The organism is Leucobacter chromiiresistens (assembly GCF_001477055.1).
Lineage (GTDB): Bacteria > Actinomycetota > Actinomycetes > Actinomycetales > Microbacteriaceae > Leucobacter > Leucobacter chromiiresistens_A.
Genome location: NZ_LDRK01000019.1, coordinates 1 through 20,758, shown reverse-complemented (window position 1 = coordinate 20,758; position 20,758 = coordinate 1). Strand labels below are relative to the sequence as shown.

General features: G+C 70.6%; 17 protein-coding genes. 11 read left to right on the top strand and 6 right to left on the bottom strand.

The window, feature by feature from the left end; translation table 11 throughout:
- Nucleotides 1-3: 3 nt before the first annotated feature.
- The gene (locus NS354_RS04570; RefSeq protein ID WP_058593417.1) at nt 4-465 is read right to left on the bottom strand and encodes an acyltransferase; all 462 of its coding nucleotides are present in this window, start codon (nt 463-465) and stop codon (nt 4-6) included.
- 118 nt (nt 466-583) lie between these two features.
- On the opposite strand from NS354_RS04570, the gene NS354_RS04565 reads away from it, so the two are divergent.
- The 10 genes from NS354_RS04565 to NS354_RS04520 all read left to right on the top strand — a co-directional run bounded on the left by NS354_RS04565 (nt 584) and on the right by NS354_RS04520 (nt 12,951).
- Nucleotides 584-1,552, top strand: a complete 969-nt coding sequence (locus tag NS354_RS04565; RefSeq protein ID WP_193750703.1) for a dTDP-glucose 4,6-dehydratase — start codon at nt 584-586, stop codon at nt 1,550-1,552.
- Entirely contained in the window at nt 1,549-2,658 is a 1,110-nt protein-coding gene (locus NS354_RS04560) for a DegT/DnrJ/EryC1/StrS family aminotransferase (RefSeq protein ID WP_058593415.1), read from the top strand. Before NS354_RS04565 ends, NS354_RS04560 begins: the two co-directional genes overlap by 4 nt.
- Before the next feature lie 39 nt (nt 2,659-2,697).
- On the top strand, nt 2,698-3,855 hold the full coding sequence (locus NS354_RS04555; RefSeq protein WP_058593414.1) for a glycosyltransferase family protein: 1,158 nt from the start codon (nt 2,698-2,700) through the stop codon (nt 3,853-3,855).
- A 95-nt stretch (nt 3,856-3,950) separates the two neighbouring features.
- Entirely contained in the window at nt 3,951-5,063 is a 1,113-nt protein-coding gene (locus NS354_RS04550; protein ID WP_058593413.1) for a DegT/DnrJ/EryC1/StrS family aminotransferase, read from the top strand.
- A 19-nt stretch (nt 5,064-5,082) separates the two neighbouring features.
- Nucleotides 5,083-6,288: a glycosyltransferase family 4 protein gene (locus tag NS354_RS04545; protein ID WP_058593412.1), complete on the top strand. Its 1,206-nt coding sequence runs from the start codon at nt 5,083-5,085 to the stop codon at nt 6,286-6,288.
- Between the two features lie 82 nt (nt 6,289-6,370).
- A complete protein-coding gene (locus NS354_RS04540) occupies nt 6,371-8,149 on the top strand; it encodes an ABC transporter ATP-binding protein (RefSeq protein WP_058593411.1) in 1,779 nt (592 codons plus the stop codon).
- Entirely contained in the window at nt 8,146-9,309 is a 1,164-nt protein-coding gene (locus NS354_RS04535; protein WP_058593410.1) for a hypothetical protein, read from the top strand. Before NS354_RS04540 ends, NS354_RS04535 begins: the two co-directional genes overlap by 4 nt.
- Entirely contained in the window at nt 9,306-10,409 is a 1,104-nt protein-coding gene (locus NS354_RS04530; protein ID WP_058593409.1) for a glycosyltransferase family protein, read from the top strand. The genes NS354_RS04535 and NS354_RS04530 overlap by 4 nt, the downstream gene beginning before the upstream one ends.
- Before the next feature lie 92 nt (nt 10,410-10,501).
- Nucleotides 10,502-11,620: a glycosyltransferase family 4 protein gene (locus NS354_RS04525; protein ID WP_082677892.1), complete on the top strand. Its 1,119-nt coding sequence runs from the start codon at nt 10,502-10,504 to the stop codon at nt 11,618-11,620.
- Between the two features lie 41 nt (nt 11,621-11,661).
- Complete coding sequence (locus NS354_RS04520) at nt 11,662-12,951, top strand: nucleotide sugar dehydrogenase (RefSeq protein WP_058593407.1); 1,290 nt, start codon at nt 11,662-11,664, stop codon at nt 12,949-12,951.
- Nucleotides 12,952-13,017: 66 nt separating this feature from the next.
- Here NS354_RS04520 and NS354_RS04515 read toward each other — a convergent pair whose 3' ends face one another.
- Together NS354_RS04515 and NS354_RS04510 are read right to left on the bottom strand one after the other, a co-directional pair.
- Complete coding sequence (locus NS354_RS04515) at nt 13,018-14,007, bottom strand: glycosyltransferase family 2 protein (protein WP_082677891.1); 990 nt, start codon at nt 14,005-14,007, stop codon at nt 13,018-13,020.
- Nucleotides 14,004-15,887: a hypothetical protein gene (locus NS354_RS04510; RefSeq protein ID WP_058593406.1), complete on the bottom strand. Its 1,884-nt coding sequence runs from the start codon at nt 15,885-15,887 to the stop codon at nt 14,004-14,006. The genes NS354_RS04515 and NS354_RS04510 overlap by 4 nt, the downstream gene beginning before the upstream one ends.
- Before the next feature lie 132 nt (nt 15,888-16,019).
- Between NS354_RS04510 and glf the strand changes: the two genes are divergently transcribed.
- Nucleotides 16,020-17,159, top strand: coding sequence for a UDP-galactopyranose mutase (gene glf, locus NS354_RS04505; RefSeq protein ID WP_058593429.1), 1,140 nt, complete (start codon nt 16,020-16,022; stop codon nt 17,157-17,159).
- 16 nt (nt 17,160-17,175) lie between these two features.
- Here glf and nhaA read toward each other — a convergent pair whose 3' ends face one another.
- The 3 genes from nhaA to NS354_RS04495 form a co-directional block, all read right to left on the bottom strand.
- Nucleotides 17,176-18,516, bottom strand: a complete 1,341-nt coding sequence (gene nhaA / locus NS354_RS04500; protein ID WP_058593405.1) for a Na+/H+ antiporter NhaA — start codon at nt 18,514-18,516, stop codon at nt 17,176-17,178.
- Between the two features lie 94 nt (nt 18,517-18,610).
- On the bottom strand, nt 18,611-18,742 hold the full coding sequence (locus NS354_RS13870) for a hypothetical protein (RefSeq protein ID WP_269208759.1): 132 nt from the start codon (nt 18,740-18,742) through the stop codon (nt 18,611-18,613).
- A 31-nt stretch (nt 18,743-18,773) separates the two neighbouring features.
- Nucleotides 18,774-20,678, bottom strand: coding sequence for a glycosyltransferase (locus NS354_RS04495; protein WP_058593404.1), 1,905 nt, complete (start codon nt 20,676-20,678; stop codon nt 18,774-18,776).
- Nucleotides 20,679-20,758: the final 80 nt, after the last annotated feature.

Below are 20,758 nucleotides of genomic sequence, written 5' to 3'. Positions count from 1 at the left end.
GGCTCAGGAGGGTTCGCCGCCGAGTTCGTCCGCGTGCTCGGCGGCGAACTTGCGCGCGGCGCCCGGGATCACACGGGCGGGCACGCCGCGCAGCACGCTGTACGGCGGGGCGACCGTGCCCTCGGCGACGACGGCTCCCGCCGCGACGACGCAGTGGTCGCCGATCTCGCTGCCCATCAGGATGACGGCGTTCGCGCCCACGTACACGTGATGTCCGAGCGAGGTGGGGCGGCGCTCGATCGGGCGCGCGCCCTCCGAGACGCAGCGCGCGACGGTGGAGTGCGTGTAGATCTGCGTGCCGGCCGAGAGGTTGCAGCCCGCTCCGATCGTCAGCCCGCCGCTCCCGTCGATGACGCAGAACGCCCCGATCCAGCAGCCCTCGCCGATGACGGGCTCGCCGACGAACCAGGCGTGCGGGTGGTACGGATTCGCGGGCAGACCGCCGTGGCCGTCGGGGAAGTTCATCGGTGGAGCTCGCTCTCTCGGCGGTCAGGGGGTGCCGGTGGACAAGATGTTAGTCTGTGACCTGGCTTCAAAACGTGCTGCCCACTGGGAGCAGCGTGCCGCAGGAGAGGAAGTTTCAGTGACTATTCGAGATCGCTCCGTGCTCGTCACGGGCGGAGCCGGATTCATCGGCAGCCACCTGGTCGATCGTCTCGTCCGGGAGGGCGCGCGCCGGATCGTCGTAGTCGACAACTTCTTCCTCGGCAACGAGCACAACCTCGATGATGCGAAGCGCACGGGCGCGGATCTCGAGGTCGTGCGCCTCGACGCGTCGAACCTCTCGGCGATGCAGGACGTGGTGGAGCAGAACCAGGTCGAGACGGTGTTCGACCTCGCGACGATCCCGCTGCCGACCTCGCTGAGCTACCCGCACTTCACCATGCAGACGAACATCGGCATCACCAGCGCCTTCTGCGAGATCGCGCGGCGCGGCTCCATCGAGCGTCTGGTGCACATGTCGAGCTCGGAGGCCTACGGCTCGGGCCGCTACGTGCCCATGGACGAGGATCACCCGCACGACGCGCTCACGCCGTACGCCGCAGCGAAGTCGGCCGAGGATCACATCCTCCGCTCGTTCGTCAGCACCTTCGGCATCGACGCGACCATCGTGCGCCCCTTCAACAACTACGGCCCGCGCCAGAACCCGGGGTCGTACGCCGGCATCATCCCCATCATCGTGCAGAAGGTGCGGGCGGGCGAGCCGATCCTCGTGCACGGCGACGGAGAGCAGAGCCGCGACTTCACCTTCGTGCGCGACACCGTCGACTTCGCCGTGACGATCCACAACACCCCGGAGTGCCGGGGCGAGGAGATCAACGTCGCCACCGGCGTCGGCACCTCCATCAATACGCTCATCGCGCGCATGCTCGAGATCATGGGCAAGCCCGATCATCCCGTCGAGCACATCGCGGAGCGCCCGGGCGACGTGCGTCGGCACATGGCCGACGTCTCCAAGCTGCAGCAGCTCGTCGGCCGCCAGCCGGAGGTGCTGAACTCCGACGCGCTCGCCGAGACCATCGAGTTCTACGATCGGGTGCTCGCCCGATGATGCGTCTGAACGTGCCGCTCACGGGAGCTGAGGAGCTGGCTGCGGTCGCCGAGGTGCTCGAGTCGGGCTACCTGACGCAGGGGCCGCGCGCCGCCGAGTTCGAGCGGCTCGTCTCGGAGTACGTGGGGGTTCCCCACGCGTTCGCCACCAGCTCGGCGACGACGGGCCTGCATCTCGCGCTGCACGCCGCCGGGGTACGGGCGGGCGACGAGGTCATCATTCCCGACTTCAGCTTCCCGGCGACCGCGAACGCGGTGATCCAGCAGGGCGCGACCCCCGTGTTCGTCGACATCGATCTCGACACCTTCAACATGGACCCGGCGCTCATCGGGGCGGCGGTCACGGAGCGCACGCGGGCGATCATGCCGGTGCACGCGTTCGGCCTCCCGGCCGACATGGACGCGATCAACGCCGAGGCGGCGAGGATCGGCGTGCCCGTCATCGAGGACGCGGCGTGCGCCCTCGGCGGCACGTACCGGGGCCGGCAGGCCGGTGCGCTCGGCACGGCGGGCGTGTTCTCCTTCCACCCCCGCAAGATCATCACCACGGGCGAGGGCGGGCTCATCACGACCTCCGACGACGCGCTCGCGGAGCGCGTGGCCGTGCTGCGCACCCACGGCGCCGTGCGGGGCAGCCATTACATGTCGTTCGTCGACGCCGGGTACAACTACCGGCTGAGCGACGTGCACGCCGCCATCGGCGTGGCCCAGATGGCGAAGCTCGACGCGATCATGGCGGGCCGGCGGGCGCTCGCAGCGACCTACGGCGAGGCGCTCGCGGGAGTCGCCGGGGTCGCCGCACCGCACGTGCCCGAGGGCACCGAGCACGCGTACCAGTCGTACGTCGTGCTGCTCGACGAGGGGATCGACCGGAACGCCGTCATCGACGCGATGCGGGCGGCGGAGATCGAGACCACCCTCGGCACCTACTCGATGCACCTGCAGCCCTACTTCCGCGACCGCTTCGGCATCGCGGACGAGCAGCTGCCGCAGGCGACGCGCGCCCACGCATCGGCGCTCACGCTGCCGCTCTACCCGCAGCTCGCGGAGAGCGACGTGCTGCGCGTCGTGGAGACCCTGGCCCGCGTGCTCGAGTCGCATGCCTGAGCGCTGCCGCGTCGCGGGTCTCGAGGAAGCGCAGCAGTAGTGTCGGGCCTGGTGCGGAGGGTCGTCGCGCCGCTGCAGCGCGCAGTCGCAGCCTGGTCGTTCCGCCGCGCGCGCCGCCGCGCCCCGGAGGAGCCGATCAGCTGGGTGATCGGCCCGGAGGAGACGGCGACGATGGTGCGCAGCATGGCGCGCGGCGTGCCGGGCTCGTACACCGCCGTGCTCAAGCCGCACCCCTTCTACTCGGGCGGCTACGACTACGAACCCCGGCCGGTGCCCGGCGGCTGGATCGGCAGCTCCCTCCGCGACGCCTGGGTGTTCGGCCGGCTCGCCGCCCGCGCCCGCGGGTTCATCTACGTCGGCCCGGGCGGGTTCCTCCGTGCCCAGACGGATCTCCGCGAGTTCGAGTTCGGATTCCTGAAGGCGCGCGGCGTGAAGCTCGTGTGCTACTTCACGGGTTCCGACATCCGGTCGATTCCCGTGATGCAGGAGCACGAGCGGGAGACCGGTCTGCCGAACATCGCCACCTACCTGCCCGCGATCAAGCCGATCTACGGCACGGAGGGGTACGACCGCGTGCGGCGCGGCGTCGCCGAGGCCGCCGATCGCCACGCCGACCTGATCTTCACCGCCGCCGTCGACCAGCGCGGCTACCTCACCCGCGACACCGCCCCGTTCCGGTATTTCTTCCCGGAGCAGGACGTGGCGACGGATCTCGGCAGGTTCGCGCGCCCCGGGCCCCGCGTCGTCGTGCACGCGCCGTCGTCGCCGATCATCAAGGGCACGCAGCTGGTGCGCGCCGCGGTCGCCGCGCTGCGCGAGGAGGGGCTGGAGTTCGAGTACGTCGAGCTCTCGGGGGTGCCGCACGAGGAGGTCACCGCGGCGCTCGAGCGCGCCCACATCGTCATGAACCAGTTCTACGCGCACATGCCGGGCATGTTCGGCGTCGAGGCGATGGCCGCGGGTGCGGTGATGCTGTCGAGTGCGGACGAGCGGATCGAGACCGACCTCCCCGCCGGCTCGAATCAGGCGTGGGTCGTGACCCGCCACCACGAGGTCGCCGAGCGGCTCCGCGAGATGCTCCTGCTGCCGTCGGACGAGCTGCGCGCCCAGGCGGAGGCCGGGCAGCGCTGGGTGCGCGAGCACGCGACCGCCGAGGTCTCGGGCGCGGCGGTGCGCGCGCTGCTCGACGCGCTCTAGGGGGCGCCCCGCGCTGCCGGGCGAGCTCCATGCCGGGAAACGGTATCCTCGTAGGAAGTGTGCGTGAATTCGCCGAAGAGAGAGGCCGAGATCATATGGCAATCGAATTTATTCCTCCGGCCAAGCCGATCATCGGCCAGGAGGAGCGGGACGCCGTCGACCGGGTGCTCCGCTCCGGCATGATCGCCCAGGGGCCCGAGGTGGCCGCCTTCGAGCAGGAGTTCGGCGCGCACTTTGCCGACGGCCGCGAGACCGTCGCCGTGAACTCGGGAACGAGCGGTCAGCACCTCGGCCTGCTCGCCGCCGGCGTCGGCCCCGGCGACGAGGTCATCGTGCCCTCCTTCACCTTCGCGGCGACCGGCAACTCCGTCGCGCTGACCGGTGCGACCCCGGTATTCGTCGACATCGAGCCCGAGTACTTCACGCTCGATCCCGAGGCCGTGCGCGCGGCGATCACGCCCCGCACCAAGGGCATCATGCCGGTGCACCTGTACGGCCACCCGTTCCTCGTTGACCAGATCGAGGCGATCGCGCGCGAGCACGGCGTCGCCATCTACGAGGACGCCGCTCAGGCGCACGGGGCGAGCTGGAACGGCCGGCAGGTCGGCACCATGGGCGACTTCGCCATGTTCAGCCTCTACCCGACGAAGAACATGACGTCGGGCGAGGGCGGCATGGTCACCTGCGCCTCCGAGACGATCGCCCGCAACGTGCGACTGCTCCGGAACCAGGGCATGGAGACGCAGTACGCCAACGAGGTCATCGGGTTCAACGCGCGCATGACCGACGTGCACGCCGCGATCGGCCGCGTGCAGCTCACGAAGGTGGACGCGTGGACGGCGCAGCGCCAGCGCAACGCCGCGGCGCTCGACGCCGGGCTCGCAGGAGTCGCGGGCGTGCAGACCCCGAAGGTGCACGAGAGCGCCGTGCACGTCTACCACCAGTACACGGTGCGCCTCGATGCCGGGGAGCGCGACCGCATCCGCGAAGCGCTGAAGCAGGAGCACAACGTCGGGTCGGGCGTCTACTACCCGATCCCGAACCATCGCCTGCCCTCGCTCGAGAAGTACGCGCCGGGGCTCGACCTGCCCGAGACGGAGCGCGCCGCCGCCGAGGTGCTGTCGCTGCCGGTGCATCCGTCGCTGAGCGACGCCGATCTCGACCGCATCATCGCCGCGGTGACCGCAGTCGCCGGGGCGGGCGCGTGATCGCGGAGGCCGCGTCAGCTTGAGGATCGCAATCGCAAGCCGCATCTTCGAGCCCGAGCCGAGTGCGGCCTCGTTCCGCCTGGCCGCGCTCGCCCGCGCCCTCGTCGAGGCCGGGCACGAGGTCGAGGTGCTGACGGTGCGGGCCCCGGCGCGGCTGCGCGGCACGGGGGAGATGCCTCGGGGCTACCGCGTGAGGCGATTCCCCGTGCTCCGCGACGCGACCGGCTACGTGCGCGGGTACCTGCCGTACCTGAGCTTCGACGTGCCGCTGTTCTTCAGGCTGCTGCTCGGACGCAAGCGCGACCTCGTCGTCTCCGAGCCGCCGCCCACGACGGGATTCTTCGTGCGCCTCGCGACCGGTGTGCGGCGCACGCCGTACGCGTACTACGCCGCCGACATCTGGTCCGACGCGGCGTCGCAGACGGGCGCCCCCGCATGGATGCTGCGCGTCGTGCACGCGCTGGAGTCGTTCTCCCTCCGGGGCGCTCGCAGCGTGCTCTCCGTCTCCTCCGGCGTCACGAGCCGGCTGTCGGAGTTCGCGATCGACAGCGTGGCGACCGTCGGCAACGGCGTCGACGCCTCGCGCTTCTCGGGGGCGCTGGCCGCCGCGCGAAGGGGCGCGGAGGACCTGCGCAGCCGTGACGCGGAGTACGTCTACGCGGGCACCGCCTCCGAGTGGCACGGCGCCGACGTCTTCGTGGACGCCCTGCCCGCAGTGCTGCGCGACGTGCCGCGAGCGCGCCTCCGATTCATCGGCGGCGGCGCGGAGCTGGAGCACCTGCAGCGCCGCGCGGAGGATCTCGGCGTGGCGAGCGCGGTATCGTTCGAGCCCGTGATGAACGCGGAGCGCATCGCTCCCGTGCTGGCCTCGGCGACCGCGGCGATCGCGAGCGTGCGCCCGGGGGCCGGGTACGACTTCGCGTTCCCCACCAAGCTCTACAGCGCCGCCGTGTGCGGCGCTCCCCTGATCTACGCCGGAGCCGGCCCCGCGGAGGAGTTCGTGCGCACCCGCCTCGACGGCGCGCCGCTCGGCGCCTCGGTGGCGCACGATGCTGAGGAGGTGGCGGCGGCGATGGTGTCGGCCGCCCGCGCGCTCGAGGCCGACGAACCGCAGGCGAACTGGGATCGGCGCGGCGCGGTCTCGCGATGGGCGACGCAGCACGTCGGTCTGGAGGCGGTCGCCGGCCGCGCGGTCGACGTGCTCACCGAAGCGGTCCGCCGGTGATCCGCCGGCACATGCGGCAGACGGGCGGGGGCGACGCCGCGGACGGCTCGCGGAGCAGCTCGACGATGAAGGAGACGGAACGATGAAGCAGTTATGGCGCACGCTGGTCGAGCTGTTCGGCGTGCTCCCGCAGGGGGCGAAGCCGTTCTACATCTGGTACTCGATCGTCACCGGCGCACTCTCGATCCTCGACACCCTCGCGCTCGCGCTCATCGTCGCCGTGGTGACCCCGGTCGCCGGCGGCGAGCCCGTGTCGCTGCCGGTCATCGGGGTGATCCAGCCGGATGCGACGGTGTGGGTCATCGTCGTCATCATCGGGCTCTTCCTGCTGAAGAGCGCGCTCGCGATCGTGCTGCACTGGTTCGCGACCCGGCGCTTCGCCCGATACGAGCTGCAGGTCGGCAACGACCTCTTCCGGGCCTACACGCACTCCAGCTGGGAGCAGCGGGCGAGGATCAGCACCGCCGAGGTGACGCGCATCGTCGACAGCTCGATGGCGAACGCGAACCTCGGGTTCATCCTGCCGCTGTCGCAGGTGCCGGGCAACATTTTGACGTTCGTGTCGGTGCTGGCGGTGCTCGTCGTGGCCCAGCCGCTCACGGCGCTGATCGCGCTGGTGTACCTCGCCGCGTTCTCGGCGCTCATGCTCCTCGTGATCTCGCGCCGCGCCCGCCAGGCCGGGATGGACAACCGCACGTACGCCTACCGCGTGGCGACGATCATGACCGAGATGGTCGATGCGCTCAAGGAGGTGACGCTGCGGGGCAAGCTCGACGAGATCGGCGAGGTGATCTCGAACAACCGCCGCGTGGCCACCCGTGCGCGCGCGAATATCTCGTTCCTCGGCATCGTGCCGAAGTACGCGTTCGAGAGCGCGCTCATCGGCGGCTTCCTCGTGGTGGGCGGCAGTGCGTACCTCATCGGGGGGATGGCGTCGGCGCTCACCGCGGTCGCGCTCTTCGCCGCGACCGGGTTCCGCATGATCCCCGCCATGACGACGGTGCAGTCCGCGTTCACCACCGCTGGGGCCAACGAGGTGTACGCGAAGGACGTGATCCGCGAGCTCTCGGCCGCGAAGCGCGAGGTCGCGCAGACCGCGCAGGCGGAGGACCGCGCGGTGCTCCCCGAGCGCGCGCGGTCGATCGAGCTGCGCGACGTCTCCTTCCGCTACCCGGGCGCGGAGTCGGACGTGCTCGACGGCTTGACGCTCACGGTGCCCTTCGGATCGAGCCTCGCCATCGTGGGGCCGTCGGGCGCCGGCAAGTCGACGCTCATCGACATCCTGCTCGGGCTCAGCATCCCGACGTCGGGCGAGCTCGTGGTCGACGACATCCCCATCACCGACGTGATGAAGCAGTGGCGGTCGCGCGTGGGCTACGTGCCGCAGCGGGTCGCGCTCTTCGACGCCTCCATCGCCCAGAACGTCGCCCTCACCTGGGAGGACGACTACGACGCCGATCGCGTGCGCACGGCGCTCGAGCGCGCGCACCTCGGCGACCTGGCGCGCCGCGGCAAGGGGATCGAGGAGCACATCGGCGAGCGCGGGGCGAGCATCTCGGGCGGGCAGCAGCAGCGGCTCGGCATCGCGCGGGCGCTGTACTCCGACCCGCTCGTCATGGTGATGGACGAGGCGACCAGTTCGCTCGACACCGCGACGGAGAACCGGGTGACGGAGTCGATGCGCGAGCTGCAGGGCGAGGTGACGTTCGTCACCGTCGCCCACCGCCTCGCGACCGTGCGCGACTACGATCAGGTCTGCTACCTCGATCGCGGCAACATCCTCGGCCGCGGGACGTTCGAGGAGGTCGTCGCGCAGGTGCCCGAGTTCCGTCTGCAGGCCGAACTGGCGGGTCTGCTGTGAGCGCGGCGGGGCAGCAGCGCCCGACACTCCTGATCATCTCGTTCTCGCGCATCGTCGCGGATGCCCGCCTGCTCAAGCAGATTCGCGCGTTCGCGGACGCGTACGACGTGACCACGTGCGGCTACGGCCCGCAGCCCGACCCCCGGGTCGAGCACATCGAGCTCGACGACGCGTTCAGCACGTCGCTGAAGCGACTGCAGGGCGTGGCGCTCCGGGCCCGCCGGCACCGCTTCGCGTACTGGGTGACTCCGTACGCCCGGCGCGCACGCCGGCTGCTCCGCGGGCGCCGCTTCGACGCGGTGCTCGCGAACGACCTCGACACGGCGGGCGTCGCGGTCTCCGTGTTCGACCCGCAGCGAGTGCACCTCGACCTCCACGAGTTCTGGCCCGGGCGCCACGACGACGTCGCCGAGTGGCGCGCGCTGCGGGCGCCGTTCTTCGCCTGGCAGCTGCGCACGTGGGCGAGCCGCATGCGGTCGGCGACGACGATCAACGAGCCGCTCGCGGAGCGCTACGCGGCCGAGTACGGCATCCGCTGCGGCGTGGTGACCAACGCGACCGAGTTCCAGGATCTGGAGCCGGCACCCGTCGAGGAGCCCCTCCGCCTCGTGCACTCCGGCGCCTCGCAGGTGAACCGTCGCCTGGAGCGCATGATGCGCGCGGTGGCCCGGAGCTCGAACGGAGCGACGATCGACCTCTACCTCGTGGGCACCGGGACCGCCTACTACCGGTCGCTGCAGGATCTCGCGGAGGAGCTGGGCGAGCGCGTGCGGATCCTGCCCCCCGTCTCGCACGCCGAGCTGGTGTCGACGCTGAACCGCTACGACGTGGGCCTGCCGTTCCTGCCGCCCACGACCACCAACATCCGCATGTCGCTGCCGAACAAGTTCTTCGACTACGTGCAGGCCCGCCTGGCGATCCTCACCGGGCCCACCCCGCCGATGCGGGACCTCGTCGAGCAGTACGACCTGGGCGTCGTCACCGACGACTTCGCGGAGGAGTCGCTCACCCGGGCGATCGACGCGCTCGATCCCGAGCAGGTGCGGGTGTGGAAGGCGCACGCCCAGCGCGCCGCCGAGCCGCTGTCGGCGGAGCGGCAGAACGACGGATGGCTCGCCCCGATCGCGCGCATCGCCGAGGAGTCGAGGCTGAGCGCATGAGTGAGCAGCCCGTCATGATCTTCCACGTCGCGTACCGCCTCAATCCGGAGGCCAAGAGCGCGAGCGGGATCCGGCCCGTCAAGATGCGCCAGGCGTTCGAAGACATCGGCTACCGCGTCATCGAGATCTCGGGCCGCCATCCCGAGCGGCGCGAGCAGATCGCGCGCGTGCGCAAGCAGATCGAGAACGGACTGCGGGTGGACTTCGTCTATTCGGAGTCTGCGACCGCGCCGACCGGCCTCGGTGAGCCCGTCACCCGCGCCACGAGCCTGAGCCGCGACATCCGCTTCCTGCGCTTCTGCAAGCGGGCGGGGATCCCGGTCGGGCTGTTCTACCGCGACATCTACTGGAACTTCCCGATCTACGCCGAGGTGCTGCGGTGGCCGATGTACTCCATCATGCGCATGCTGCACCGGCGCGACCTGCGGGGCTACCGCCGGGCGGGGATCGACATCTACCTCCCGTCGATGGAGATGAGCCAGTGGGTGCCGACCATCGACCGGGCCCGGTTCCGGGAGCTGCCGCCCGGGTGCGAGATCCGCGACGGCGCGCCCGCGCCGGAGGGCGAGCGGGCGCCGCTGCGCCTGCTCTACGTGGGCGGGCTGAGCGACAACTACCGCATGCACGAGAGCGTGCGCGCCATCGCCGGGCGGCCGGGCGTCACGCTCACCATCTGCACGCGCGAGGCGGAGTGGAAGCTCCGCGAACCCGAGTACCGGGAGATGATGGCCCCGAACATCCGCGTCGTGCACCGCAGCGGCGACGAGCTGCGCGAGCTCTACGACGAGGCGAACGCGTGCCTGCTCGCGGTCGAGCCGATCGTCTACTGGACGTTCGCCGTTCCGGTGAAGCTCTTCGAGTACCTCGGCAACGGCAAGCCGGTGCTCGCCTCGTCGGGCAGCTACTCGGGGCGCTTCGTGCGCGATCAGAGCGTCGGATGGACGGTCGACTACGGGAGCGCGGGGTTCGCGGAGACGCTCGACCGTCTCGTGGAGCGGCCGGAGGAGCTGGAGGCGGTGACGGAGTGGGTGCGCAAGGTGCGGCACGACCACACGTGGCAGTCCCGCGCCCGGCAGGTGGTCGCCGACCTCGCGGGGTGAGTCCGGTGCGCCCGATGAGCCCCGTGAGCCCCGCGGGCCCGATGAGCCCCGTGCGCCCGTTTCGGTCGGGCGGCAGGTCGTAGTGTAGGGGTATGCGCGTTCTGGTCGTCACCCCCTGGTTTCCCTCCCGCATGCATACGGGATCGGGCGTGTTCAACCTCCGTGATGCCGAGATGATCGCCGCCGGGCACGAAGTGCGCGTGCTGCACCTCATCCGCCCCGACTGGTATCTCGAGGCGGAGGAGGCGGGCGCCGACGTGAGCGTGCGCCGAGTGCCCTTCTCGGCGACGCGCCCGCGCACCTGGCGAGGGGCGCGGTCTGCGATTCGCGGCGAGCTCGCGCGAGCCGACCTGCTGCACACGATGGCGTTCCCCGCACTGCTCCCGTTCTGGGGCCTGCGCGTGCGACTGCCGTGGGTGCACAGCGAGCACTGGTCGGGGCTCGCGAAGCCCGTCGCCGGCGTCAAGGGTGCGATCAAGCGCCTCGTGTTCCGCCGACTGCGCCGCCCCGACCGGGTGGTGGCGGTGAGCGCTTCGCTCGCGCGGTCGATCCGCCGGTGGTGCCGGGCCGAGCCGAGGGTGATCGAGAACGCCGTGCCGATGCCGCCGGTCGGCCGCCGCTCCTCGCCCGCCGCGGCGGGCGCAGCGGTGCGATTGATCGCGGTCGGCGGCCTGACCCCGCACAAGGGGCCGAGGATCGCCGTCGACACCCTCGCCGCACTGGTGCGGCGCGGGGTCGACGCGGAGTTGCGCTGGGTGGGGCAGGGGCCGGAGCGCGGCGCCGTCGACGCCGCCGTCGCCCAGGCCGGGCTCCAATCGCGCGTGCACCTGCTCGGCCAGCTCGAGCGCGCGGAGCTGGAGGCGGAGCTGCTCGCAGCGCACGTCTTCGTGCTGCCGACGGCGGGGGAGACCTTCGGGATCGCGCTCGCCGAGGCGCTCGCGTGCGGCCTCCCCGTGGTGACCTCGGGCACCGGCGGGCACACGGGACTGCTCGAGGAGTTCGCCGCCGCGCGGCTCGCGGAGCGCGCGGCTCCGGAACTCGCGGACGCCGTCCAGGAGCTGCTCCGCGCCGACAGCGCCGAGCAGCGTGCGGCGACGGCGGCGCAGGCCCGCGAACGCTTCTCCCCGGAGCGGCGCGCCGAGGCGTACCAGGCGGTGTACGCGGAGGCCCGCGAGCAGGCGGGCGCCGCCGCGGATTCGGGCGTTCGCTGAGGGATCAGCCGGGCCGCATGCCGTGGCGCTAGACTGATCCCGTGAAAATTGCAGTCGTCGCCACCGGAAAGATCGGGCTCCCGCTCGCCACGCAGTACGCCTCGATGGGGCACGAGGTCGTGGGGGTCGACGTCAACCAGGCTCTGGTCGACTGCATCAACCGCGGAGAAGAGCCGTTCCCCGGCGAGGCGGGCCTCGCCGAGAAGCTCGCCGAGCAGGTGCCCGCGGGCACGCTGCGCGCGACGAGCGATTACGCCGACGCCATTCCCGGGGCCGACGCGGTCGTGCTCGTCGTGCCGCTCCTCGTCGACGAGGAGACCTGGGAGCCCGACTTCAAGTGGATGGATGCGGCGACGCGCTCGCTCGCCGAGCACCTGACCCCCGGCACCCTCGTCTCCTACGAGACCACCCTGCCCGTCGGCACGACGCGCGGCCGCTGGAAGCCGCTCATCGAGGAGGTCTCCGGGCTCGCCGAGGGCACCGACTTCCACCTCGTGTTCTCGCCCGAGCGCGTGCTCACCGGCCGCGTCTACGCCGACCTGAAGAAGTACCCGAAGCTCGTGGGCGGTCTGAACGAGGCCGGCACCCGCAAGGCGATCGACTTCTACGAGTCGGTGCTCACCTTCGACGAGCGCACCGATCTGCCCCGGCCCAACGGCGTCTGGGACATGGGCACCGCCGAAGCCGCCGAGATGGCGAAGCTCGCCGAGACGACGTACCGTGACGTGAACATCGGCCTCGCGAACCAGTTCGCGCGCTTCGCCGACACCGCGGGTATCGACGTGTACAAGGTGATCGAGGCGTGCAACTCGCAGCCGTTCAGCCACATCCACCGCCCGGGCATCGCCGTCGGCGGCCACTGCATCCCGGTGTACCCGCGCTTGTACCTGTCGACCGACCCCGACGCCGACATCGTGCGCACCGCCCGCAACTACAACGCGACCATGCCGTCGTACGTGGTGGATCGCGTGCAGCAGACCATCGGCGACCTCTCGGGGCAGCGCGTCGTCGTGCTCGGCGCAGCGTACCGCGGCGGCGTGAAGGAGACCGCGGTCTCCGGCGTCTTCCCGACGGTCGAGGCGCTCGTGGAACGGGGCGCCGTCGTCACCGTGCACGACCCCCTGTTCTCCGATGAGGAGCTGGCGGGGTACGGGTTCACGGCGCACACGATCGGCGATCCGGTGGACGTCGCGATCCTGCAGGCCGACCACGCCGACTACCTCGCGCTCGGGCCCGCCGACTTCCCCGAGATCAAGCTGTTCGCCGACGGCCGCAACGCCACCGATCCGGCGAAGTGGACCGGGGTGCCGCGCATCGTCATCGGCGCCTGAGCCGACTGCAACGACGAACGCCGCCGCGATATCGCATCGCGGCGGCGTTCGTCGTCTGGCGGGCGCTCAGCGCCGGTAGCGCGGATCGTTCGGGAACCGCGGCTGCGGGTCGAACGAGCGCGCCTCCTTGAGCGCGCGGAACATGCGCTTGCGCACGGGCTTCGCCACCCCGCCCTCGCGCATCTCGAGGAACAGGCGCCGGTAGTACATGAGGTAGGAGACGCGGCCCTCTCGGCGCAGCCGGTACGAGGCCTGGTTGCGGGCGCCCTTCTCGAACTTCCAGACGTTGCTCTCGTCGATGAAGCGGTAGTTCACGCCCGCGTTCACGCCCATGTCGTGCACGACCTCGCTGTCGAGCGCGATGATGCCCGGGCCGTACGCGTGGGTGAGCCGCTTCGTGTACTCCTTGTCGTCGAACCAGATGAAGTACTCGCCGAGCGGCAGCCCCTGCTCCTCGATCGCCCAGCGCGGCACGAGCACCGAGACGAAGGTGCACTCGACCACGAGCAGCGACTTGACGCCCGCGAGGTACGCGCGGGGCCAGTCCCACGTGGTGATCGGGTTGTTCATCTCGCACAGCGATCCATCGATGTACTTCACGATCGAGCAGGCGAACGGCACCTCGCGGCCGAGTGCGCGCGACGAGGCGTCGCGCTGCTCGAGCAGCGTCGCGAGGGCGTCGGGATCGGGGTAGCAGTCGTCGTCCATGATCCAGACGAAGTCGGCGCCGAGATTCACACCGTGCGCCATGCCGTGCTCGAAGCCGCCCGCGCCGCCGAGGTTCTCGTCGAGGTGCAGCACCACGAGCCGCGGGTCTTCGAGACCGTCGAGGTACTCCTTCGTGCCGTCCGTCGACGCGTTGTTCACGACGACGATCCAGTCGCACTCGTGGCTCTGCGCCCCCACGGTCGCCAGGGTCTGCGGCAGCTTCGCCAGACGATTGAACGTCACGATCACGGCGGCGACGCGTGCGCGGACGCTGTCTGCGGAGAGCGCAGCGCCGACGACGGGCACGGGGTGCGTGCCGGGATGGAACTCGGATTCGGATTCGGTCATGCTTCCGCTCTCGGGGTCTCGCTGTGGGGGTGTTCGGGAGTCGCCGCGGGGTGGGCGGTGCCGGTGCCGGTGCCGCCCGCTCCGTCGCCCGCTCCGCCGTCCATCGACGCCGGGGTCGGAGTGAGGCGCTGCTCGGCGAGGTCGAGCAGCTCGGCGACGCGCAGGCTGTCGCGGCGGTACTCGTCGAGCTCGTTCTCGAGCTCGCCGACGCGCTCGGTGAGCGCTTCGATCTGCGCGCGTGCGCCGGTGGGGCGAGCGCGCATGACGAGTCGCTTCAGGCGTTGCTTCATCGAGATCTCCTTGCGAATGGGCGGGGCGTCTCCGAGGGTGAACCTGACCCCGTAGGGCCGTCGTTCGAGCTCGTGCGACTGCGGGTCGATCGGCTCGACATCGATGTCGAGGCCGTACGCTCGCGCTTCTCGAGCCAAGTCGATCGTACTCAGGTGCCACGTCGTCGGGTCGCCGAACGACACGTCCGCAGCGTGCTCGCGGTACGCGGTCGCGAGCACGGTGCCGCCGGAGCGCAGCGCCATGCGGATCAGGCGCAGCGTGTTCGCGCGGGCGATGTGGCCGATCTGTTCGAGCAGATGGTTCGCGACGATGTCGACGGGCCCGGTGACCCCGAGGCGTCGGAAGACGTCGAGGGAGAGCGTGCGGTAGAGGTTGAGGTGGTCGGTCTCGAAGCCGGGCTCCGCGCCCGCATCGGCGTTCGCGCCCCCGCGCGCGCGTGCGCGCGCCGCGGAGAGCGCGCTGGAGGAGTAGTCGGAGGCGATCACCCGCGTGCGATGGCCTCCCGGCTCGCCGCTCAGCCGCGCCGAGAGCGCGCCGCTCCCGGCGCCGAGCTCGAGCAGCACGGGGGAGCGCAGAGCATCGCGGTGGGCCAGAATCCACTCGGCGCCCGAGCCCCACTGCGCATCGGGATCCGCGTCGTGGTCGGCCGCGTAGAACTCGTTCCAGAAGTCGCGCTTGAAGTGGTACGAGCCGAACCAGCTCTGAAAGCGCCGCGACGTGCTGCGCGGCGTGCCGAGATGATAGCCGGGGATGGGCGTGCGCCAGTTCTCGTCGTAGTTGATGACGAGCCAGGCCTCGGGATCCGCCGGCGCCGGGAACGGGCGCCCCGCGATCTGCACCGAGCCGAACGGCAGCATCTGGTCCGCGCGCAGCGGCCCGCGCACGTGGAACGGCTGATTGATCATGCCGTCATCGGTGAAGAAGGCGGTGAAGACGTCGACGTAGTGATCCACCGACCCGGCCGGGGTGCGGAAGTAGAGCTGCATGTGCGTCGCACTGTGCCGCACGAGCTCGTACCCGAGCTGCTGCAGGCGATGCCCCACGGCGAAGCCCTCGCGCGCCACGTCGGCGGGATTGCGCAGCTCCGAGAGGTACGCCACGTCGGCGTCGTCGTCGTGGGGCAGCAGTGCGCCCTCGCGCACGCCGCCGAGCAGCGTGCCGCCGACGACGAACGGCCGCAGCCCCATGTCGACGAGGTGCCCGATGATCTCCTCGGTGCGGTCGAGGATGCGCTCCTGCACGCCCGCGTTCCCCGCTCCCAGCGTCTTCCCGAGCCGCCCCCACTTGTTGATGGCGAGCGGGATGCCCTCGGCATCCACCACGCGGGTCGGGTGCGGCTCGTCGGAGAAGGCGACGCGCGACCGGCCGAGCTCCTCCCCGTCGCCCGAGCGGCGCAGCACCACGTCGGCCGATCCCGTGAGGTGCGGGTGCAGCGCGGGCGGCCAGGGCAGCGCCTGCGTCGGAGCCTCGTCGCGATCCAGCAGGTCGATGGACCACACCCGTTGCTCGCCGAAGTGCACGTCGACCGACCGAACGTCCTCGGTGAGGTCGGGGAGGGTGAGACCCTGCGGAGTCGCGATGAAGGGCATGGGCGGAGGAGCTGCTCGTTTCTGCGCCGTTCATCAGACGCTCCCTGAGAGTTTACGCGCTCCGCGGGCCGGTCGCTCGCGAGCGCGGCACGGCGCAGGGAGGCGGCGCGTCCCGCCGGTATGCTCGATGCCATGGATCTTCTCGTCGTCGGATCAGGTTTCTTCGGACTCACCATCGCCGAACGCGCTGCCAGCGCGGGCAAGCGGGTCGTGGTGATCGATCGCCGCTCGCACATCGGCGGCAACGCCTACTCGGAAGCGGAGCCGGAGACCGGCATCGAGGTGCACCGCTACGGAGCGCACCTCTTCCACACCTCCAACGAGACCGTGTGGGAGTACGTCAACCGCTTCACCACCTTCACGAACTACGTGCACAAGGTCTACTCGAACTTCAAGGACGAGGTGTACCCGCTGCCGATCAACCTCGGCACGATCAACCAGTTCTTCCGCGCCGCCTACGGGCCGCAGCAGGCGCGAGAGCTCATCGCGGAGCAGGCGGAGGAGTTCGACACGAAGTCGGCGCAGAACCTGGAGGAGAAGGGCATCTCGCTCATCGGGCGTCCGCTCTACGAGGCGTTCATCCGCGACTACACCGCGAAGCAGTGGCAGACGCCGACCACCGATCTGCCCGCCGAGATCATCAGCCGCCTCCCGGTGCGCTACACGTACGACAACCGCTACTTCAACGACACGCACGAGGGGCTGCCCACCGACGGGTACACGGCGTGGCTCGAGCGGATGGCCGACCACCCGAACATCGAGGTGCGCCTCGACACCGACTTCTTCGACGAGAGCCAGCCGCTCAACAAGCGCGCCGTCGTCGGCACGGTGCCGATCGTGTACACCGGCCCGGTCGACCGCTACTTCGACTACGCGGAGGGCGAGCTCGGCTGGCGCACGCTCGACTTCGAGCAGGAGGTGCTGCCGGTGGGCGACTTCCAGGGCACGAGCGTGATGAACTACGCCGGGGCCGACGTGCCGTACACCCGCATCCACGAGTTCCGCCACTTCCACCCCGAGCGCGAGTACCCGACCGACAAGACCGTGATCATGCGCGAGTTCTCCCGTTTCGCGACGCGCGACGACGAGCCGTACTACCCGGTCAACACCCCCGAGGATCGCGACCGCCTGCTCAAGTACCGGCAGCTCACGGAGGGCGAGAGCAACGTGCTGTTCGGCGGGCGCCTCGGCACCTACCAGTACCTCGACATGCACATGGCCATCGGCTCCGCGCTGTCGATGTACAACAACAAGCTCGCCGACCTCCTCTAGGCGGGCCCGCCCCGACTCACGCCTGCGGCGGAGCGCCCTGATGCACGTCGGGCACTCCGTCGCCGTCGGCGTCCACCCGGTCGCGGCGCTGCACGCGCCCGTACTGGCGGTTGCGCGCGCCGAGCAGGATCGCGGCGAGTGCGGCGGCGATCACCGATGCCGCGAGAATCGCCGCCTTCGCGGTGTCGTGAGCCGGGCTGCCCGCGGCGAAGCTGAGCTCGGCGACCAGCAGCGACACCGTGAACCCGATCCCCGCGAGCAGACCGACGCCGACGATGTCGATCCAGCGCAGCGCCGGATCGAGCCGTGTGCGCGTCGCCTTCGTGACCAGCCAGGTCGTGAGCACGATGCCGACCGGCTTGCCCAGCACGAGCGCGGTCACGATTCCGAACGTGACGGGGTTCGCGGCGGCCGCGCGCAGGCCCTCCCAGCCGCCCACCGAGACTCCCGCGGCGAAGAAGGCGAAGATCGGCACGGCGAGGCCCGCCGAGATGGGGCGGAACCGGTGCTCGAACTCCTCGGCGAGGCCTGGAGCGGTGCGCTGCTCGTCGCGCCGGGAGTGCAGCACCGGAATCGTGAAGCCGAGCAGCACGCCCGCGATGGTCGCGTGGATGCCGGATGCGTGCATGAACGCCCAGGCGGTGACGCCGATCGGCAGCAGCACGATCCAGGCGGCGAGCGGGCGCGTGCTGAAGAACCGGCGGAAGCCCTGGGCGATCGCTCCGTAGACCGCGATGGAGAGGATCGCGAGCAGGAGCGGCAGCACCGCGATGCTGTCGGTGTAGAAGATCGCGATGATGCTGATCGCGAGCAGGTCGTCGACGACGGCGAGCGTGAGCAGGAAGATGCGGAGCGCGGCGGGCAGCTTCGAGCCGATGATCGCGAGTACGGCGACCGCGAACGCGATGTCGGTGGCCGTGGGGATCGCCCACCCGGCGCGCAGTTCGGGATGCGACCAGACCACCGCGGCGTAGATGCCGGCCGGCACGAGCACGCCGCCGACCGCGGCCGCGATCGGCAGCATCGCGGTGCGCACGTGCTTGAGGTCGCCCGCGACGAATTCGCGCTTCAGCTCCAGGCCGACGAGGAAGAAGAAGATCGCGAGCAGGCCGTCGGCGGCCCAGGCGCCGAGGCTGAGGCGCAGGTGCCAGGGCTCGTACCCGAACTCCCAGTCGCGCAGGGCGAAGTACGTGTCGGCGCCCGGCGAGTTCGCCCAGACGATCGCGACGAGGGCCGCGCAGACGAGCAGGATGCCGCCGACGGCTTCCTTGCGGAGGATCGTGCTGATCCTGCGCGCTTCCGAGAAGGTTCCGTAACGCGGAACGGTCTGATCAGGTGTTCGGGGCGTGGATGCCACAGCGTCTCCCAGGGTTCACTCGCAGTCTGAACAGTTCGTGAACGGCAGCGCGCATCGGCGTGGCTGCAGAGCAGACCACGGTGCCGGCGCCGTTCTAGGCTGCGGCGAACGTGGGGGTGGTGCCCGAGAGCATGGCGCCCCAGGAGGAGACGTACCCGTTGGTGCCCGGGTGCGACAGCATCCACTCCACCGGAGTGAAGGTCTGCGGGAACCCGTGCGAAGTCATCGGATCCAGCGTAGCAAACGGCGCCCCGGGATCAGCGCCCCTCGAAGGTGCGCTTCCACTCCTCGGCCGAGGTGATCTGCGGCAGCGCCGCACGATACTCGGCGGCGAGGCGATCCCAGTTCTTCTCGATCTCGCGCACCAGGTCGCGCGACTGCTTCAGCAGGCGGCGGAACTTGGCGCGATCGTGGCGGTACCACATCTTGCCGCTGCCGTCGGCCGCCCCGATGAGCACGCTCGAGTGGCGCGGAATGCGCCACCACAGCGCGTCCACCTTCGCGTACTCCAGCTCGGGCGCCTGCGCGTCGTGCTCGCTCACGGTGCGCCGCCAGTGGACCGGGATCATGCGCGCGGTGAACGCGCCGAGGCGGAGGCCCGTGGGGTAATCCTTCGGCTTCTTGAGCAGCGGGAGCGCGCGGCCGCCGCGCGCGTGCGGCGTATCGGGATCGCCGGAGCGGTACACGTGCGTCTCGGGGAAATCCGCCGCCCGGGCCCGGGCCGCGGGCATGTCCTTCGGCAGATCCTCATGGAGACCGCTCGGGCCCCGCAGCACCGAGCGCATGCCGTCGACCGCGAGCTGCGTCGCGTAGTACTGCATGTTCAGCAGCTTCTTGATGTCCTGCCGGCCGCTGTTCTGCAGCAGCTTGCCGCTGCCCGGCTGGTCGGAGTGCAGCAGGCCGGCGATGATGCGGTTGCGGGTGTGGAAGAACGCCTGCCAGTCCTGCGAGTCGTCCTTGTCGATCCAGGAGACGTGCCAGAGGGCCACGCCGGGCATCGACACCGTGCGGAACCCGGCGGCGCGGGCGCGCAGGCCGTACTCCGCGTCGTCCCACTTGATGAACACCGGCAGCGACAGGCCGATCTCGGCGATGATCTTCTTCGGGATCATGCACATCCACCAGCCGTTGTAATCGGCGTCGAGGCGGGCGTGCATCCACGGGGTCTGCCGCAGGTTGCGCTTGCGGAAGTCGTGACGGTGCTGCTCCTCGAAGGAGGGGCCCCAGAGGAACGGGCCGGGCCGCACCACCTCGGCCCAGGCGTGCAGCACGGGCTTGTCGAGCAGATCGAACATGTGGCCGCCCACGATCACCGGCGTGCGGTTGAAACGGCCGAACTGCAGGGCGCGGAGCGCGCTCTCCGCCTCGAACTCCACGTCGTCGTCGAGCAGGAGCAGGAAGTCGCTGTCCTCCCGCTCCAGCGTCTCGGCCATCGAGCGCGCGAACCCGCCCGAGCCGCCCAGGTTGCCCTGCTCGATGACCTGCAGCTTCTCGCCGAGCGCCGCCGCCACCTCGTCGAACCCGGCCTCGTCGCGCACCTTCTGCGTACCCTGATCGACCAGGAAGATGCGATCGATGCCGTCGAGCAGCCCGGGGTTGTCGGCGACGGTGCGGAGCGTGCCGACGCAGTAGTCGGGCTTGTTGTACGTGGTCATGCCCAGGCTGAGCTTGCCCGTCTCCACCGGCTGAGCGTCGGTCGACCAGTGCCCGCCCTGCAGCTCGAGATCCTCCGTGCTCGCGATGAGATCGAACCAGTACCAGCCGCCGTCGCTGAAGGAGCGCAGGGAGAGATCGAACGTGGAGGTGGCGCTGCCGGTCACCGCGCGCGAGTCGACGCGCTGCTGCACGCCCGATGCGTTCGAGCGGTACACGATGATGGTGCCGGGGCCCTGCGTGGTCAGCTCGAGCCGCACGCGGTCGACGACCGTCCAGTGCTGCCAGTACGCCGCCGGGAACGCGTTGAAGTAGCTCGCGAACGAGACCCGGTGACCCGAGCGCACGCGCATGCTGTCGCGAGAGAGCACGTGATCGATGTGCGCGTTCTCGCTGAGGCGCACGGGCCGGTTGCGCACCGTGGTCCAGGTCTCGGCGTCCGCGTAGAGCGGCAGCACGTCCGGGTCCTTGGCGACGGGGAAGACGACGTTCTGCAGGGTGGTCGGCATCGGAGCGAGCCTCTCTGGGCGTGCGGCGGGCAGAGTACCGATTCAGTCTAGCGGCGCGTGCGCGCCGCTAGACTGAATCG

Bases quoted from the DNA above. Each gene is read 5' to 3' on its own strand.
- NS354_RS04570 (WP_058593417.1), bottom strand. From the start codon at position 465: ATGAACTTCCCCGACGGCCACGGCGGTCTGCCCGCGAATCCGTACCAC.
- NS354_RS04560 (WP_058593415.1), top strand. From the start codon at position 1,549: ATGATGCGTCTGAACGTGCCGCTCACGGGAGCTGAGGAGCTGGCTGCG.
- NS354_RS04550 (WP_058593413.1), top strand. From the start codon at position 3,951: ATGGCAATCGAATTTATTCCTCCGGCCAAGCCGATCATCGGCCAGGAG.
- NS354_RS04540 (WP_058593411.1), top strand. From the start codon at position 6,371: ATGAAGCAGTTATGGCGCACGCTGGTCGAGCTGTTCGGCGTGCTCCCG.
- NS354_RS04530 (WP_058593409.1), top strand. From the start codon at position 9,306: ATGAGTGAGCAGCCCGTCATGATCTTCCACGTCGCGTACCGCCTCAAT.
- NS354_RS04525 (WP_082677892.1), top strand. From the start codon at position 10,502: ATGCGCGTTCTGGTCGTCACCCCCTGGTTTCCCTCCCGCATGCATACG.
- NS354_RS04515 (WP_082677891.1), bottom strand. From the start codon at position 14,007: ATGACCGAATCCGAATCCGAGTTCCATCCCGGCACGCACCCCGTGCCC.
- NS354_RS04510 (WP_058593406.1), bottom strand. From the start codon at position 15,887: ATGCCCTTCATCGCGACTCCGCAGGGTCTCACCCTCCCCGACCTCACC.
- glf (WP_058593429.1), top strand. From the start codon at position 16,020: ATGGATCTTCTCGTCGTCGGATCAGGTTTCTTCGGACTCACCATCGCC.
- NS354_RS13870 (WP_269208759.1), bottom strand. From the start codon at position 18,742: ATGACTTCGCACGGGTTCCCGCAGACCTTCACTCCGGTGGAGTGGATG.
- NS354_RS04495 (WP_058593404.1), bottom strand. From the start codon at position 20,678: ATGCCGACCACCCTGCAGAACGTCGTCTTCCCCGTCGCCAAGGACCCG.